This is a genomic window from uncultured Marinobacter sp., assembly GCF_913055835.1.
GTDB lineage: Bacteria > Pseudomonadota > Gammaproteobacteria > Pseudomonadales > Oleiphilaceae > Marinobacter.
The window spans coordinates 1-16,356 of the sequence record NZ_CAJXKQ010000025.1; the positions used below are offsets into that span (position 1 = coordinate 1).

A 16,356-nucleotide genomic window follows, 5' to 3' on the forward strand; every position below is an offset into this window, starting at 1 on the left:
ACTTTTTAAAGAGCGTTTGAGCTGTTGCTCAATCAAGGCCGCGTATTCTACATCGTTCCGCCGCCTTGTCAACCGTTAATCTGAAGAATTTTAAAACTCGTTTTCTTCAGTATTTTCAAACGGTTACTTCTTGCGGGAAGACCGCTGTAAGTGGCTTGTCCCTCAGAAGTGGTGCGCATTCTACAGGCGTCAGGAAAACTGTCAACGAGGTTTTTGAATTAATTTATAGCGGTCTCGGTTTCCACGTACTTCGCTGCTCAAACACTGATCATTTCGTTCGGTTTTCAACCTGAAATCAGCCTCTGGCAAAGGGAATCAGCCCTCGAGCCCCACTCCATTTCCAGCGCAATGCCAGCAAACCCACGATAACCAGGCCGTAAGCGATCATCTCACCAATATCGCTTCTTGCCTGCCAGATAAAGTGGACCCACGCGGTAATGGCGATCAGGTAGACCAGCTTGTGCAAACCTTTCCAGCTTTTACCCAGCCGCTTCATCATTCCCTTGGTGGAGGTCAGAGCCAGAGGTACCAGCATGAGAAACGAAACTGCACCGGCCACTATGTAGGGCCTCTTGGTAAATGTAGCCCAAAGATCACTCCAGCCCAGGATAAATTGCAGAAACGCCAACACGTGCAGTACGGCATAGAAGAATGCAAACAGGCCGAGCATTCGGCGAACCCGGATCCAGCCTGACCAGCCTGACCAGCGCTTTAGCGGAGTCATGCACAAGGTCACGATTAATAACTGGAATGCGGCAATCCCGAGTGATTCCGTCACTTCCTGCCCCGGGTCAGGCCCCAGCGACTGCCTGGCAATATTGGCAGCCAATACCAGAAGAGGGACGCAGGCGAGAAACGCGACCAGAAGACGGAAAGCCAAGACAAAGCCTGGGCGATCCACCATTCGCTTACCGTTCATCAATAGAACTTGCTCAGGTCCATACCCTTGTACAGATCGGCGACCTGCTCCCCATAACCATTGAACTTGACGGTCTCCATCCAGTTAGGCGAAAGCAAACCGGAAGGCAGCCTCCGTTCCCGCTTCTGACTCCATCTGGGGTGGTCAACTTCTGGATTAACATTGGCGTAGAAGCCGTATTCCTGGGGCGCGAGCATCTCCCAAGTGGTTCTTGGCCGATCTTCCTGGAACCGTATCTTGACGATCGACTTAATGCTCTTGAAACCGTATTTCCAGGGCACCACGAGGCGAATGGGTGCGCCATTCTGGTTTGGCATGGTCTTACCGTAGAGCCCAACCGCCAGAAAGCTTAGTTCATTCATTGCCTCGTCGATGCGCAGACCTTCCTGGTATGGCCAGTCGATGGTGCTGAACAGTGAACGCTGCCCTCGCATCTGATCCGGATCATACAGCGTCTCGAAATACACGTACTTCGCCCGGGGATTCGGCTCAAGCCGCTTTAAAACGTCGGCCAAAGGAATCCCTATCCAGGGAATCACCATGGACCAGGCCTCGACACAACGCAGGCGATATACCCGTTCCTGATAATCGTGAGGCTTCAGAAGATCTTCCAAGGCATACTCACCGGGCCGCTCACATTCACCTTCGACCACTACAGACCAGGGATTAACGCTCATTTCGTCGGCGTACTTGGCCGGATCGCCTTTACCTGTGCCAAATTCGTAAAAGTTGTTATAGCGGGTCACATCCTCGAAAGGTGTTTTCTCCTCATCGGTAGAAAAGCCCGGCATTACAACATAGTCCAGCGCTTCCCCGGGCACCGGTAGCTTCGCAGCCGATAACAAACCCGGCATGGACAGGCCTGCGGCAACAGCGACAGTGCCGGACATGAATTTCCGTCGATCGAGGTAGACAGATTCGGGGGTAACTTCTGAGTGAGGCAGTGCCCAGGATGGGCGCTTCTTGATGAACATGAAAAGTCTCCGTCAGGGCGTCAGCCAGCTAGGGCGTTGACCGGAGACTGTGGTGAAAATTCCCGGACCCCACCACGAAGATCCGGGAAACGAGAATTCAGTCAGCGGCGCCTGAAGCTTTCCGGGGCTTGCCACGGAACAACGCACGAACAGGGCCGGACAACGCGTATATCAGAAATCCGGTAAAGAGTACGGTAGCCGGATCCAGCGCGATCACTACAAACACCAGGACCACAAGCAGAATAGCAGCAAAAGGTACCCGACCACGCAGGTCCAGATCCTTGAAACTGCGATAGAGAATGTTGCTGACCATCAGCACGCCCGTACCGGCAACCACCACCATGGTAAGCAGAGTGAGCCAGGCAGCGGGCTCAAAGAGATGGAAACACCAGACCAGGCCAGCAACGCACGCTGCGGCAGCCGGGCTGGGCAATCCAACAAAGAACTTCTTGTCGACCGAACCAATCTGGGTGTTGAAGCGAGCCAGACGAAGTGCGGCGCCAGCCACGTAAATGAAAGTAACGGCCCAACCGACTTTATCGAAGGCGTTCAGCGACCAGAAAAAGGCGACTAGCCCGGGGGCGACACCAAAAGCCACCATGTCGGCGAGGCTATCGTACTCTTCACCAAATTTGCTCTGGGTATTCGTCATCCTGGCAACACGGCCATCCAGACCATCCAGTATCATGGAGACAAAAATGGCAATCGCGGCGTTATCAAAGACGCCGTTCGCGGCAGAGACTATGGCGTAGAAGCCTGAAAACAGCGACGCCGTTGTAAGCGCATTAGGCAGCAGGTAGATACCCTTGCGGCGAACCGGCGCACCTTCCACCAGCTCTTCTTCAACCACTTCCCCAGCCTCTACCTCATAGTCCGGGTTCTGCTTGCCGTCGGCGGTTTTTCTTTCTTCAGTCATTCCCATTACTCCGGAAAGCGTTTGGGCGGAGTATATACGAAAAACGCGGCCACCCGGGCCGCGTTTTTCAAAACCAGGCGGAATTCCGCTTAGTTTTTGTCCTTATCCACGATCTTGTTCGCGGAGATCCACGGCATCATACCACGCAGCTTCTCACCCACGACTTCGATCTGGTGTTCCGCGTTCTGGCGACGACGCGCCGTCATAGACGGATAGTTCAGGGCACCTTCAGAGATGAACATCTTGGCATACTCGCCGCTCTGGATGCGCTTCAGCGCGTTGCGCATGGCTTCACGGGACTGCTCGTTGATGATTTCCGGGCCAGTCACATACTCGCCATACTCCGCGTTGTTGGAGATGGAGTAGTTCATGTTGGCGATGCCGCCTTCGTACATCAGGTCGACGATCAGCTTCAGCTCGTGCAGACACTCGAAGTAAGCCATTTCCGGCTCGTATCCGCCTTCCACAAGCGTTTCAAATGCCGCTTTAACCAGCTCTACGGTACCACCGCAAAGAACCGCCTGCTCACCAAACAGATCGGTTTCGGTCTCATCCTTGAACGTGGTTTCGATGATGCCGGTACGGCCGCCACCGATACCGCTGGCGTAGGACAGCGCCAGGTTCTTGGCGTTGCCGGAAGAGTCCTGGAAGATGGCGATCAGGTCAGGAATACCACCGCCGTTGGCGAACTCGGTGCGCACTGTGTGGCCCGGAGCCTTTGGAGCAATCATGATCACGTCCAGATCCTTGCGCGGAACGATCTGGTTGTAATGAATGGCAAAACCATGGGCGAATGCCAGAGTGGCGCCCTGTTGCAGATTCGGTTCGATTTCCGCTTTGTACAGCTGGGCCTGGTACTCGTCCGGAGTCAGGACCATAACAACGTCAGCAGCGGCAACGGCAGAGGGCACGTCGCTGGTCTTCAAGCCATAGGCTTCCGCCTTGGCAATGGAAGAAGAACCCGGGCGCAGACCCACGGTAACGTCAACGCCGGATTCTTTCAGGTTGCACGCGTGAGCGTGGCCCTGGGAGCCGAAGCCGATGATGGCAACTTTCTTGCCCTGGATGATGGAAAGATCGCAATCCTTATCGTAATAAACCTGCATGAGAAACCTCTGTTATTTGTGATGACCCCAGAGGGCCATAATGTTCAAAACCTGTTTGAAATCGTTAAAGGCTGAGCACCTTCTCGCCCCGGGCGATACCGGATACACCGCTGCGCACCACTTCCAGCACACCCGACGTGCCAACGGCCTGAATGAAGCCGTCCAGCTTGTCGCTGTCACCTGCCAACTGAACCGTGTAGACGGAGCTAGTCACATCCACGATCTGGCCGCGAAAAATGTCCACCGTACGCTTGATCTCGGCACGCTGGGAACCGGTGGCCTTCAGCTTGACCAGCATGAGCTCGCGCTCAATGTGGGCGCCCTCGGTCAGGTCCACCAGTTTAACGACTTCGATCAGTTTGTTCAGTTGCTTGGTGATCTGCTCGATCACCTTGTCAGACCCCGTGGTGGTCACGGTTAGACGGGACAGAGTCTCGTCTTCAGTTGGCGCCACGGTGAGTGTTTCAATGTTGTAGTTACGCTGGGAAAACAGACCAACAACCCGTGACAGGGCGCCGGGCTCGTTTTCAAGCAAAACAGAAATGATTCGACGCATGATCAGACCCTCTCCGTCTTGCTGAGCCACATATCCTTCATGGAACCTCGGGCAACCTGCATCGGATACACGTGTTCAAAGCGGTCCACGTAAATATCCACGAATACCAGATCGTCCTTCATTGCCAGCACTTCTTTCAGCTTGGTCTCCAGATCTTCTTTCTTCTCGATCCGGACACCCTTGTGGCCGTAGGCCTCCGCCAGCTTGATGAAGTCCGGGAGCGATTCCATGTAGGACTCGGCATGACGCGACTCATAGTTCATGTCCTGCCACTGCTTGACCATACCCAACGCCTGGTTGTTCAGATTGATGATCTTCACCGGCAGATTGTACTGCTTGCAGGTAGACAGCTCCTGGATGTTCATCTGGATACTGCCCTCACCGGTAATGCACAGCACTTCGTCATCGGGATGGGTCAGCTTGACCCCCATGGCAGCCGGCAAACCGAAGCCCATGGTGCCCAGACCACCGGAGTTGATCCAGCGGTTGGGCTTGTCGAACTTGTAGTACTGGGCCGCAAACATCTGGTGCTGACCGACATCGGACGTCACGAAGGCTTCGCCGTTGGTCAGGCGACACAGCATCTCGATGACTTCCTGGGGCTTGATCACATCCGGGCTGGTCTCGTAACGCATGCCGTGGAATGCCCGCCATTCGTCAATCTGCTTCCACCAGGAAGCGATCGCGTCTGCGTCCGGCTTCTCCTTGGCTTCCTTGACCAGCGCCAGCATTTCCTTGAGCACGGCGTCTACCGGGCCAACGATGGGCACGTCCGCATCCACCGTTTTGGAAATTGATGCCGGGTCAATGTCGATGTGGATAATGCGCGCGCCCGGACAGAACTTCTCGGTTGCGTTGGTAACCCGATCGTCAAAACGGGCCCCGACACAGAGAATCAGATCCGAATGGTGCATGGCCATGTTGGCTTCATAGGTACCATGCATACCGAGCCAGCCAAGGTGTTGCTTATCGCTGGCCGGGTAACAACCGATGCCCATAATGGTGTTGGTGATGGGGTAGCCCAGCATCCGGACAAGTTCCGTCAACTGATCCGAGGCCTTCCCCAGAATAACCCCGCCACCTGCGTAGATAACCGGTCGCTTGGCGGCCAGCATCATGTCGACCGCTTTCTTGATCTGGCCGGCATGGCCGCGAATAGCGGGATTGTAGGAACGCAGCTTGACCTTCTTGGGATAGGCGTACTCGTACCGTTCGTTCGGCGTGGTCATGTCCTTGGGGATATCCACAACAACGGGGCCAGGACGACCGGTGGCAGCAATGTAGTAGGCCTTGCGGATAATCTCCGGGATTTCCTCAGGATGACGGACACTGAGGTTGTGCTTAACCACGGGACGGGAAACACCCATCATGTCGGTTTCCTGGAACGCGTCCTCACCAATGAGAGTGGACGCAACCTGGCCGCACAGAACCACCATGGGGATGGAATCCATGAATGCGGTGGCAATGCCGGTGATGGTGTTGGTGGCTCCAGGACCCGAGGTCACCAGTACGGTACCTGGTTTTCCGGTTGCGCGGGCATAGCCGTCGGCCATATGGACCGCCGCCTGCTCGTGCCTTACCAGAATGTGCTTGACTTTGTCCTGCCTGAACAGCGCATCATAAATATGAAGGGCTGCACCACCCGGATAGCCGTATATGTATTCGATGCCTTCATCTTGAAGGGACCGGATCAGCATATCGGCGCCAGACAATAACTCCACGATTTTCTACCCTCTTCTACGAGTGAATGAGCCGGGACGGGTCCCGGTTGCCTGGATTCACGGTGTCCATGCTTCTTGTGGAAGCGGAACCGGCTGCTCCTCCACACCTTGTTAAGAGGTTGTCTCCTGGCCAGCCGCCCTCCTGAGGGTTGCGGAGAACGGCCAATCAACGGGTTGCACGTAAGCAACAACCATCCCGCGACGGATGCGCGGCGCGTTCAGTGTGGTAATTGATGGGGGATACTCGCTCGGGATTGCCTGCCGTATTGACCCCAGTCTTCAGGCAATCGGTAATTCTGACAGCGCGAAACTCCCTGTCAATAGCCGCTGCAGGTTTCTGTGCCTATACTCGCCGAAGGTCTGCCATACTTGACACAAATCCGATACAAAGATTTGAACCAGACAGAAGAAAATCCGCAACACTGGTGGCATGATAGGGAATAATAAGCTGAGAAAAAACGGGCCCGGTTTATCCAGGTTGTCTGCCTGCCCGGGAGCAGTGAACATACGCGAGTAGAGCCATGAACAGAAAAATCCTGACGCTGACCTTATTACTGGCCGTTGTACCTGGTGTCGCCATGAGCGCCTCTGTCTATAAATGGACCGATGAAAACGGGGTTACCCATTTTGGCGACCGACAGCCTACGGGCTCGAAGGCCGAACGAGTCAACGTTCGCTCCGGCACCTCTACCGATGCGTCCGGCAACCGGCAGAGCCCTCAAGAGCGTCTGCAGAATATGCAGGAACAGCAAAATGAGGAGGCAGAACAGCGCCAGGAGACGGCCGTTGAGGAGGCACGCAGAAAACAGCGGGAAGCAAACTGTGCGACAGCCCGCTCCAATCTGGAAGTAATTGAGCGCAATGCCCGGATTCGGGTCGAGGAGAATGGCGAACAACGCTACCTCACCCCAGAGGAGATTGCTGAAAAACGGGCAGAGTTTGAGAGGATTGCGGAAGAGAACTGCGGTCCAGAAGAACAGTAAGGTGAAAAAAGGGTCAGATGAAAGTCTTCATCTGACCCCGATTTCAAGCTCAAGCCTTGGCGAATGCCAGGTGGTGGTCCTCCACCGTCCCCTTTATAACATCCCCGGGCACGAACTCTCCCTGAAGCAGACGCTGGGCCAGCGGGTTTTCGATCATTTTCTGGATGGCCCGCTTCAAAGGCCGCGCGCCGTAGACCGGGTCATACCCGACTTCGGCCAGCAACTCCATCGCCGCATCATCCAGCTCAAGCTTCATATCCTGCTCTTTCAGGCGCTTGCTCAAAGACTCGATCTGGATCCGGGCAATACCCTGGATCTGGTTCTCCGCCAGCGGATGGAACACCACCACTTCGTCCACCCGGTTGATGAACTCGGGGCGGAAATGAGTGCCGACGACTTCCATGACGGCATTCTTCATGACCTCGTAGTTCTCCTCGCCAGCCTGCTGCTGGATGATGTCCGAGCCCAGGTTTGAGGTCATCACAATAACGGTGTTCCGGAAGTCGACTGTCCTGCCCTGCCCGTCGGTCAAGCGGCCATCTTCAAGCACCTGCAAAAGGATGTTGAACACGTCCGGGTGGGCTTTTTCCACCTCATCCAGCAGCAACACGGAGTACGGCCTGCGACGAACGGCTTCGGTCAGGTAGCCACCTTCCTCGTAGCCGACATAGCCAGGAGGCGCACCAATCAGACGGGCCACGGAATGCTTCTCCATAAACTCGGACATATCAATCCGAACCATGGCTTCCTCGGTATCGAACAGGAAGGACGCCAGGGCCTTACATAGCTCGGTCTTGCCCACACCGGTCGGACCGAGGAACAGGAACGACCCGTTGGGGCGATTGGGATCAGACAGCCCTGCCCGAGACCGACGCACTGCGTTGGATACCGCTTCAACCGCCTCATCCTGACCGATAACCCGACCGTGGAGCGCCTCTTCCATGCGCATCAGTTTGTCGCGCTCACCCTCGAGCATCTTCGACACCGGAATGCCGGTCCACTTGGAAACGATCTCGGCAATCTCTTCGTCGGTTACCCGGTTCCGGAGCAGCTTCATCTCCATCATCTCGGCCTGGCTGGCCATATCCAGCTGGCGCTCGAGCTCGGGAATCTGGCCGTACTGGAGCTCGGACATCTTGCCAAGATCGCCAGCGCGACGGGCGTTCTCCAGATCAATCCGGGCCTGCTCCAGGCGACTCTTGATCTTCTGAGAACCATGCAACGCCGCCTTTTCGGTATTCCACACTTCTTCCAGATCGGCGTATTCACGCTCGACACCGGTGATGACGTCGGACAGCTCCGACAGGCGTTTTTTCGAAGCGGCATCGGTCTCTTTTTTGAGGGCTTCGCGCTCGATCTTCAGTTGAATCAGTCGACGCTCAAGACGGTCCAGGGCCTCGGGCTTGGAATCCATTTCCATGCGGATCTGGGAAGCTGCTTCATCCACCAGGTCAATGGCCTTGTCCGGCAGCTGCCGGTCGGCGATGTAGCGGTGTGACAACTTGGCGGCCGCAATGATGGCTCCGTCGGTCACTTCCACGCCGTGGTGTACTTCGTAGCGTTCTTTCAGGCCACGCAGGATTGCAATGGTATCTTCCTCACTGGGTTCGCTGACCAGTACCTTCTGGAAGCGGCGCTCCAGGGCGGCATCTTTCTCGATATTTTCACGGTATTCATCAAGGGTGGTCGCGCCCACACAGTGGAGTTCGCCGCGGGCCAGGGCCGGCTTGAGCATGTTGCCGGCGTCCATGGAGCCTTCGGCCTTGCCTGCACCCACCATGGTATGGATCTCGTCGATGAACAGGATGATCTGGCCTTCCTGCTTGGAAAGCTCGTTCAGAACCGCTTTCAGGCGCTCTTCAAACTCACCCCGGAACTTGGCGCCGGCAATCAGGGCACCCATATCGAGTGACAGGACTTTTTTGTCTTTCAAGCCATCGGGCACCTCGCCGTTGACGATGCGCTGGGCCAACCCTTCGACGATGGCGGTTTTACCAACGCCGGGCTCACCGATCAGAACCGGGTTGTTTTTCCGCCGGCGCTGCAATACCTGAATGGTGCGGCGGATTTCATCATCCCGACCGATTACCGGATCCAGCTTGCCGGCCTCAGCTCGCTCGGTAAGGTCGATGGTGTATTTGGACAGGGCCTGGCGGTTTTCCTCGGCACTGGCATCGTTAACCGCCTCACCACCCCGAACCTCGTCGATGGCTTTTTCCAGGGCCGCTTTATCAACGCCCTGCTCCCGTAGCACCCGGCCAAGCGTGCCCCGGTCTTCCAGGGCTGCCAGCAGCATCAGCTCGCTGGAGATGTACTGGTCTTTGCGTTTCTGGGCGAGTTTGTCGGCAATGTTGAACAGTCGGCCCATGTCATTGGACATGGAGACGTCGCCAGCTGATCCCTGCACTTCCGGCAGGTTCTCGATTTCCCGGGCAATCGCCTGGCGAATGCGTCCGGGCTCTGCGCCGGCCTGTTTGAGCAGTGGTTTGATGGCGCTGCCTTCCTGGTCGAGTAGTGCCTGCAGCAGGTGAACCGGCTCAATGAAGTTGTGGTCTTTTCCGACAGCAATGGATTGTGCATCCGCTAGGGCGGTCTGCAACTTGCTGGTCAGTTTGTCGATTCTCATGTGTACTTTCCCCAAATTTCTGCGAATACCATGGTGCCATCGGCGGCGGATATTCGATTGCTTTGACAGTTAATGTAGGGGCAAGTAGGTGGACTTCAAGCGGGGGCTCGGTGTATTCGTCAGAAAATTGACGGCCGTCAGGTTTGAGTTTTGTGGAAGCCTGAGGCGGGAATGACTCTCCAGAACACGCCGTAAATACGTCCATGTAGGCTTGGCTGCAGCATCCATGCTGCAGCCAGTTCTGGAGAGTCATTCCCGCCCCAGGCCCGAGCTTTGGTAATAACGCAAAGATGACCACTCAATTGACTATTAATGATTAATTCAACCAAATCAACGTGGCCATCCGTCCTGTTTGACCATCCCTGCGGTAAGAAAAAAACCTATCCGGATCCTGAACGGTACACAGGCCACCGCCAGACACGCTGGAAACGCCAAGATGATTTAGCCGCAAGGTGGCAAGTGCATAGATATCTGCCATGAGGTGCCCTGGCCGAGCGCCTTCCGCTTTGAAGGCGTGGACGGCTTCCGGATCATGCTTGATGAAGGCGTCGCGGACTTCCGGGCCGACTTCGAAGCTGTCCGGTCCGATGCCCGGGCCGAGCCAGGCTTGTAGGGTTTCGGGTGCAACGGCCATGGCGCTCACCAGATTCTCGATAACGCCATCACACAGGCTTCGCCAGCCGCAGTGGGCGGCGCCGACGACGGTTCCTTCGCGATCGGCAAGGAGAACGGGCAGGCAGTCGGCGGTGAGGATGGCGCAGGCGATGCCCGGATGACGGGTGTAGCTGGCGTCAGCCTTGGCGACTTGTCCAACGTTATCCGGGGTCAGTTCGACAACATCGGTACCGTGCACCTGATTTAGCCAGCCGATCCGCTCGCTTTTAAGCCCGGTGGACTCGGCGAGTCTTCGTCGATTCTGTTGCACATGATCCGGGTTGTCTTCGACGTGACTACCGAGGTTAAGACTGGCCCAGGGTCGCCCGCTAACGCCGCCGGCGCGGGTTGTGCTGACGGCCCGCACTTTATCGGGCGCGGACCAGTCCGGCTTCAGGGCGTTGCTTTCAATAGTTACGGGTTCAATAGTCACGCGCTTCGAGCTCCCGGGCGTGTTTGCGCAGGGCTTCGATCAAGGCAACCATATCGTCAGGCAGTGGCACTTCCCAGGTCAGGATTTCACCGGTTTCCGGATGCTCCAGGGTCAGTTGCCGGGCGTGGAGAGCCTGGCGGTTGAACGCAGAAAGCGCCTCTCGAAGCTCTTCTGTGGTTCCCTTGGGCAGCCGCAAACGGCCTCCATACAGAGGGTCTCCGACCAGCGGGTGTTTTACATGGGCCATATGAACCCGGATCTGGTGGGTTCGACCGCTTTCCAGCTTGCAGCGGACGTGGGTGTGAGCCGCAAAACGCTCCACCAGTCGGTAGTGGGTGACCGCCGGCTTGCCGGAGGCGACGACAGCCATTTTCTTGCGTTCCCGCGGGTGCCGGCCTATGGGCGCGTCCACCGTTGCACCACCGGTGAGGGTGCCAACAACGACGGCCTCATACTCGCGGCCCATGGTTCGGGTCTGTAGCTGATCGACCAGAGACGTATGGGCAATCAGGCTTCGGGCGACGACCATAATACCGGAGGTGTCTTTGTCGAGGCGGTGAACGATGCCCGCTCGGGGCAGATTCTCGACTTCCGGTGCGTAATTCAACAGGGCGTTGACAAGGGTTCCATCGGCGTGGCCGGCAGCAGGGTGGACCACAAGGCCTGCCGGCTTGTTGATGACCAACAAGTGTTCGTCTTCATAGACGATATCGAGGGATATTTCCTCGGCCTGCCAGCTCACCTGAGCTTCCGGCTCGGCATCCAGCTCCAGGCGATCGTCCAGCATCACTTTGTCCCGAGGCTTCCGCACCTCACCGTTTACCGTTAATGCACCGCTTTTGATCCAGGACTGCAGGCGGGAACGGGAGTGTTCGGGCATCAGCTCTGCCGCAGCCTGGTCAAGACGCCGATCACTCAATTCCGGCGGCACAACAAAGTTGGCGAGGATTCGTTTTTCAGATGACATTAAGCCCCCAGGGCCTGTGTGTGTTACGTTTCGGTCAGATTATTGGAAACCGTGGGGATTGCTCTGCACATGGAGCCACTTCCCCGCTACAATGACTGCCCTTGAATTAATCGACATTATACGGGATTCCGGAATGAGATCAGGTCTTCGTTTATTGCTACTTTCCACACTGGTTGTTCTGGTCAGCGCCTGCGCCTCCAACAAGCAGGAGGAAGTGCTTCCGGAGAAGACCTATTATGAAAATGCCCGCCAGGCCATGAGCTCTGGGAACTTCAACGAGGCAGAGCAGAACCTGGACGCCCTGGAAACCTATTACCCCTTCGGTCGCTACGCAGAGCAGGCCCAGCTTGACCTGATCTATGCCCGCTACCAGAACCTCGACCTCGAGGGCTCCCGTGCTGCCGCCGACCGGTTCCTGCGTCTTAACCCGCAAAGCGACCATGCAGACTACGCACTCTACATGCGCGGTCTGGCTTCCTATAACCTGGACATCGGACTTGCGGCCCGCTATTTCCCGATTGATGTCGCGGCTCGGGATCCTGGCGAGCAGTTGCAGTCTTTCCGCGATTTTTCTGAACTGCTGAACCGCTATCCGGACAGCCAGTACGTCGCGGATGCCCGCCAGCGAATGATCGCGGTGCGCAATCGCATGGCTGAACTGGAACTCTACGCGGCCCGCTATTACATCAAGCGCCAGGCCTACGTGGCGGCCAACAACCGGGCGCGGTACATCATCGAGAATTTCCCGACTGCCACCGTTACCGAAGAGGCCCTGATCATCCTCGCCGAAACCTTTCGCTTCCTGGAGCTGAATAAAGGTTCGCAGGACGCGATCGCCATGCTCCGCACCAACTTCCCGGAAAGCGACGCGTTCAATGCGGACGGCGAGTTTGAGGTGGATCTGCTGCAGGGCGAAAACCGTTCGCTGACGAACGTTGTCACCTTTGGCTTGATGGGCGACGAATAAAGGCCGAACAGGCTGAAATTGGAGTCAGATGAAATTTTCATCTGACCCCGACTCCCTTGCTTACTTCCCGCTTTTCCAGCCATTAGTGATCGGATAGCGCCGGTCCTTGCCAAACCCGCGCTCGGTAATCCGCACGCCAATCGGCGCCTGCCGACGCTTGTACTCGTTAATGTCCACCAGGCGGATAACCCGCTCAACATCTGCCCGTTCAAAACCTTCGGCAACGATCGCATCGGAACTGAAATCCCGCTCTACATAAAGATTCAGGATCTGATCCAACACATCGTAACCGGGCAGGCTGTCCTCGTCTTTCTGGTCTGGCGCAAGCTCTGCCGAAGGCGGGCGGGTGATCACACGTTCGGGGATCACTTCGCCGTCCGAGAGCGTATTGCGGTATTTGGCCAGGCGGAATACCAGGGTTTTGGGCACATCCTTAAGCACATCAAAACCGCCAGCCATATCACCATAGAGCGTTGAGTAGCCCACTGCCATCTCGCTCTTGTTCCCGGTAGTCAGCACCAGCGAACCGAACTTGTTGGACAGGGACATCAGCAATACGCCGCGCAGACGGGCCTGCAGGTTTTCCTCGGTTGCGTCCGGCGTGGTGCCTTCGAAAGGCCCGGCCAGAGTTTCCATGAAGGCGTCGTACATGGGCTCGATGGAAAACACATCGTACTGCACACCCAGCGCAACCGCCTCGGCCTCGGCATCCTCGAGGCTCATACTCGAGGTATAGCGGAACGGCATCATCACCGCGCGGACCCGTTCCTTGCCCAGGGCATCCACTGCAACCGCCAGAGTCACCGCCGAGTCGATGCCACCTGAGAGACCCAGAACCACCGACTTGAAACCATTCTTGTTAACGTAGTCCCGAACGCCGGTCACGAGGGCGCTGTAAACATTGGCCTCAAGAGAAGGCTCTTCAGGCAACGGCTGGGATACTGGCTGGCAATGGTGCTCGCACAGGAAGTCGACCGGATATAGGCCTTCTGCAAATTGGGGAGCCTCCGCGGTCAGCACACCGGAATGGTCAAACACCATGGAGCCGCCATCGAAAACCAGTTCGTCCTGGCCGCCCACCAGGTTCACGTAAACAATGCTGACGAGGTTTTCCCTGGATTTACGCTCCAGCAGGGCTTTGCGACGGGCCTGCTTGTCGATATCGTAGGGCGAGGCGTTGAGATTCAGGATCAATCGGGCGCCAGCGACTGCACAGTCTTCCACCGGCCCCTCCTTCCAGAGATCTTCACACACGGTGATCCCTACCGGAACGCCCCGGATATCCAGAGTCAGGACATCCTGGCCTTCGGCGAAGTACCGCTTTTCATCAAATACCTGGTAGTTGGGCGGGAAACGCTTGAAATACCGACCAGTCATTTCGCCGCCGTCGATGACCACCGCCGCGTTGTACAACAGCGCACCATGGCGAAGTGGAGCACCGATAACGATCACCGGGTCCAGCTTTTCCGCCTGCAGCCTTTCCAGCGCCTCGTTGACCCGCACTTCAAGGCTCGGGCGCAACAGCAGATCTTCCGGTGGGTAGCCGGTCAGGCACAGCTCCGGGAAAACCACGATGTCCGCATGATGCTCGGATGATGCCCGGCGGGCAGCCTCCAGGATAAGCTCGGTATTGCCGGGAATGTCTCCCACCAGAAAATCCAGCTGGGCCATCACCACCCGCAATTTTTTAGCTGACACCCCGGTCGCTGCCTGGTTTCCGGACACGGACATAAATCGGCTCCTGTAACTCATTGCCATGAAAAGGCTATTATAACCCCGCATAGGCGTGGATTTCTTCCGATCAACAGCGGATCCCTGTAACTCATGGCAGCAGATACACCAGCACAATCGGCCGAAATGCTCGGCCAGCACCCTTCAACACCGTCCGGCCCGCAGCAGGCGAAGCTGTTCAGGATCTACAACCACTACCGCCTGGTGGTGAGCCTGATGCTGGTGGCACTGTTATTCGTGGACCCCGTCAACTTCGACATGCGTTTCCGGCTGCTGGATTACTACCAGGCAGGCGTCTCCGCTTACCTGGGCCTGAACGCATTTATTGCCCTGCTCCTGGTGGCCGGCTTTCACCCCAGCCAGCGCCACATCACTCTCTCGATCCTGCTGGATATCCTGATCATGCATGGCCTGCTGCTTACCAGCACAGGTATTACCAACGGCCTCGCCAATTTGGTGATCGTGTCCGTGGCAGCTGGCAACATTCTGACGCCAAGCCGAATGGGAACCTTCTACGCAGCTCTGGCTGCGATTTGCTCCCTGGGCATATCCGGATGGGCCGTGCTGGCGCTGGGAGAGTCCGCCGACGATATCGTACGGGCCGGTTCGCTGGGCATCCTTTATTTTGCAGCCGCTTTTGTCCTGCAGAGCATCTCCCGTCGAATGATGCGCAGCGAGGCTCTGGCCAGTAGCCGCGCCCGCAGCATTGCCGAATTGGAGCAGATCAATCAGCAGATTATCCAGCGCATGCGTACCGGCATACTCGTACTGGACCGTTTCGGCCAGATCCGCGTTGCCAATGCGGCCGCCGAAGAACTTTTATACGGCGCTCCCAAAACCTCAGTACCGATCAACCAGCGCGCAAACGTGTTACCCAAACCGCTCAAGCAGGGTCTGGATGCATGGCTAAAAGACCCTTCACAGCGAATCGACCCGTTCCAGCCCTCACCAACTTCGCCACTGCTGCAGGCCAACTTTACCCAACTGGATCAGGAACGGGGCGACCAGATCCTCGTGTTCATCGAAGACATGAGCAAAGTCACCCAACAGGCCCAGCAGATGAAGCTGGCATCACTGGGTAGACTCACAGCCGGCATCGCCCATGAAATCCGCAATCCCCTGGGGGCGATCAGCCACGCTGCCCAACTCATGGAGGAATCCCCCAACCTCGAGCCCGGCGACCGCCAGATGCTGGAGATCATCCGGCGTCATTCCCGACGAGTAAACGGCATCATTGAGAACGTTCTGGACCTCTCGAGGCGCCGGGCCGCAAATGCAGATTTGATCGAAGTGGCTCCCTGGCTCCAGGAATTTCGAGAAGACTTCCTGCAAACACAGGACGAGGGCTGCACCGCGGCAAATATTGTTCTGAAGATCGATCCGCAACTACCGCCGGCGCGCTTCGATAAAAGCCAGATTGAACAGGTGATGGTGAATCTTTGCGACAACGGATTACGCTACAGTGAACAGCACTCGGGACAGCGTAAGATCGGCATCCACGCAGGGGCAACCGAGGATGGTGAAAGGGCCTACATCGATGTGCGCGATATGGGTCCCGGAATTGCTCCGGAGAACAGGAATTCTGTGTTCGAACCGTTTTTTACCACTGACAAGACGGGAACCGGGCTCGGGCTTTATCTGGCCCGGGAACTGTGCGAGGCTAACCAGGCGCATCTTTCCCTGGTAGAAGATAACAAGCCCGGCTGCTGTTTTCGCATCACATTTGCCCACCCGGGGCGAATGATCTGAACCGGCGCCGGCGGATATCGGGCGCTTGAACAACGACACGGAACCGACGAATAA

The 16,356-nt window shown here is 56.8% G+C and carries 13 protein-coding genes; 3 read left to right on the top strand and 10 right to left on the bottom strand.

Going from position 1 to position 16,356, the window contains the following annotated elements; all coding sequences use genetic code 11:
* Positions 1–295: 295 nt before the first annotated feature.
* The 6 genes from QZ534_RS13355 to QZ534_RS13380 form a co-directional block, all read right to left on the bottom strand.
* Complete coding sequence (locus tag QZ534_RS13355; RefSeq protein ID WP_296935016.1) at positions 296–919, bottom strand: sulfite oxidase heme-binding subunit YedZ; 624 nt, start codon at positions 917–919, stop codon at positions 296–298.
* Entirely contained in the window at positions 919–1,893 is a 975-nt protein-coding gene (gene msrP, locus QZ534_RS13360; protein ID WP_296935017.1) for a protein-methionine-sulfoxide reductase catalytic subunit MsrP, read from the bottom strand. The genes QZ534_RS13355 and msrP overlap by 1 nt, the downstream gene beginning before the upstream one ends.
* 97 nt (positions 1,894–1,990) lie before the next feature.
* Positions 1,991–2,809, bottom strand: a complete 819-nt coding sequence (pssA, locus tag QZ534_RS13365) for a CDP-diacylglycerol--serine O-phosphatidyltransferase (RefSeq protein WP_153637182.1) — start codon at positions 2,807–2,809, stop codon at positions 1,991–1,993.
* 89 nt (positions 2,810–2,898) lie between these two features.
* Positions 2,899–3,915: a ketol-acid reductoisomerase gene (gene ilvC, locus QZ534_RS13370; protein ID WP_296935018.1), complete on the bottom strand. Its 1,017-nt coding sequence runs from the start codon at positions 3,913–3,915 to the stop codon at positions 2,899–2,901.
* Between the two features lie 64 nt (positions 3,916–3,979).
* Positions 3,980–4,471, bottom strand: a complete 492-nt coding sequence (ilvN, locus tag QZ534_RS13375; RefSeq protein WP_296935020.1) for an acetolactate synthase small subunit — start codon at positions 4,469–4,471, stop codon at positions 3,980–3,982.
* Positions 4,472–4,473: 2 nt separating this feature from the next.
* Positions 4,474–6,192, bottom strand: a complete 1,719-nt coding sequence (locus QZ534_RS13380) for an acetolactate synthase 3 large subunit (protein ID WP_296935021.1) — start codon at positions 6,190–6,192, stop codon at positions 4,474–4,476.
* Positions 6,193–6,713: 521 nt separating this feature from the next.
* Between QZ534_RS13380 and QZ534_RS13385 the strand changes: the two genes are divergently transcribed.
* Positions 6,714–7,175, top strand: a complete 462-nt coding sequence (locus tag QZ534_RS13385) for a DUF4124 domain-containing protein (protein WP_296935022.1) — start codon at positions 6,714–6,716, stop codon at positions 7,173–7,175.
* 49 nt (positions 7,176–7,224) lie between these two features.
* Here the strand turns inward: QZ534_RS13385 and clpB are convergent, their stop codons facing one another.
* The 3 genes from clpB to rluD form a co-directional block, all read right to left on the bottom strand.
* Positions 7,225–9,801 carry an ATP-dependent chaperone ClpB gene (clpB, locus tag QZ534_RS13390; RefSeq protein WP_296935023.1) on the bottom strand — a complete coding sequence of 859 codons (2,577 nt, stop codon included), beginning with the start codon at positions 9,799–9,801 and terminating at the stop codon, positions 7,225–7,227.
* A 316-nt stretch (positions 9,802–10,117) separates the two neighbouring features.
* Positions 10,118–10,888 carry a peptidoglycan editing factor PgeF gene (pgeF, locus tag QZ534_RS13395; RefSeq protein ID WP_296935024.1) on the bottom strand — a complete coding sequence of 257 codons (771 nt, stop codon included), beginning with the start codon at positions 10,886–10,888 and terminating at the stop codon, positions 10,118–10,120.
* Positions 10,878–11,855, bottom strand: coding sequence for a 23S rRNA pseudouridine(1911/1915/1917) synthase RluD (gene rluD, locus QZ534_RS13400; RefSeq protein WP_296935025.1), 978 nt, complete (start codon positions 11,853–11,855; stop codon positions 10,878–10,880). The genes pgeF and rluD overlap by 11 nt, the downstream gene beginning before the upstream one ends.
* A gap of 133 nt (positions 11,856–11,988) precedes the next feature.
* On the opposite strand from rluD, the gene QZ534_RS13405 reads away from it, so the two are divergent.
* Complete coding sequence (locus tag QZ534_RS13405) at positions 11,989–12,822, top strand: outer membrane protein assembly factor BamD (protein ID WP_296935026.1); 834 nt, start codon at positions 11,989–11,991, stop codon at positions 12,820–12,822.
* A gap of 60 nt (positions 12,823–12,882) precedes the next feature.
* On the opposite strand, the gene QZ534_RS13410 is transcribed toward QZ534_RS13405, so the two are convergent.
* Complete coding sequence (locus tag QZ534_RS13410; RefSeq protein WP_296935027.1) at positions 12,883–14,553, bottom strand: NAD+ synthase; 1,671 nt, start codon at positions 14,551–14,553, stop codon at positions 12,883–12,885.
* A gap of 93 nt (positions 14,554–14,646) precedes the next feature.
* Here QZ534_RS13410 and QZ534_RS13415 point away from each other — a divergent pair, with 93 nt between their 5' ends.
* On the top strand, positions 14,647–16,302 hold the full coding sequence (locus QZ534_RS13415) for an ATP-binding protein (RefSeq protein ID WP_296935028.1): 1,656 nt from the start codon (positions 14,647–14,649) through the stop codon (positions 16,300–16,302).
* The last annotated feature ends 54 nt before the right edge of the window (positions 16,303–16,356 follow it).

Coding starts and splice junctions, on each gene's coding strand:
- pssA (WP_153637182.1), bottom strand. CDS start 2,809: ATGACTGAAGAAAGAAAAACCGCCGACGGCAAGCAGAACCCGGACTAT.
- QZ534_RS13385 (WP_296935022.1), top strand. CDS start 6,714: ATGAACAGAAAAATCCTGACGCTGACCTTATTACTGGCCGTTGTACCT.
- QZ534_RS13355 (WP_296935016.1), bottom strand. CDS start 919: ATGAACGGTAAGCGAATGGTGGATCGCCCAGGCTTTGTCTTGGCTTTC.
- ilvC (WP_296935018.1), bottom strand. CDS start 3,915: ATGCAGGTTTATTACGATAAGGATTGCGATCTTTCCATCATCCAGGGC.
- ilvN (WP_296935020.1), bottom strand. CDS start 4,471: ATGCGTCGAATCATTTCTGTTTTGCTTGAAAACGAGCCCGGCGCCCTG.
- QZ534_RS13410 (WP_296935027.1), bottom strand. CDS start 14,553: ATGTCCGTGTCCGGAAACCAGGCAGCGACCGGGGTGTCAGCTAAAAAA.
- rluD (WP_296935025.1), bottom strand. CDS start 11,855: ATGTCATCTGAAAAACGAATCCTCGCCAACTTTGTTGTGCCGCCGGAA.
- QZ534_RS13405 (WP_296935026.1), top strand. CDS start 11,989: ATGAGATCAGGTCTTCGTTTATTGCTACTTTCCACACTGGTTGTTCTG.
- clpB (WP_296935023.1), bottom strand. CDS start 9,801: ATGAGAATCGACAAACTGACCAGCAAGTTGCAGACCGCCCTAGCGGAT.
- msrP (WP_296935017.1), bottom strand. CDS start 1,893: ATGTTCATCAAGAAGCGCCCATCCTGGGCACTGCCTCACTCAGAAGTT.
- QZ534_RS13415 (WP_296935028.1), top strand. CDS start 14,647: ATGGCAGCAGATACACCAGCACAATCGGCCGAAATGCTCGGCCAGCAC.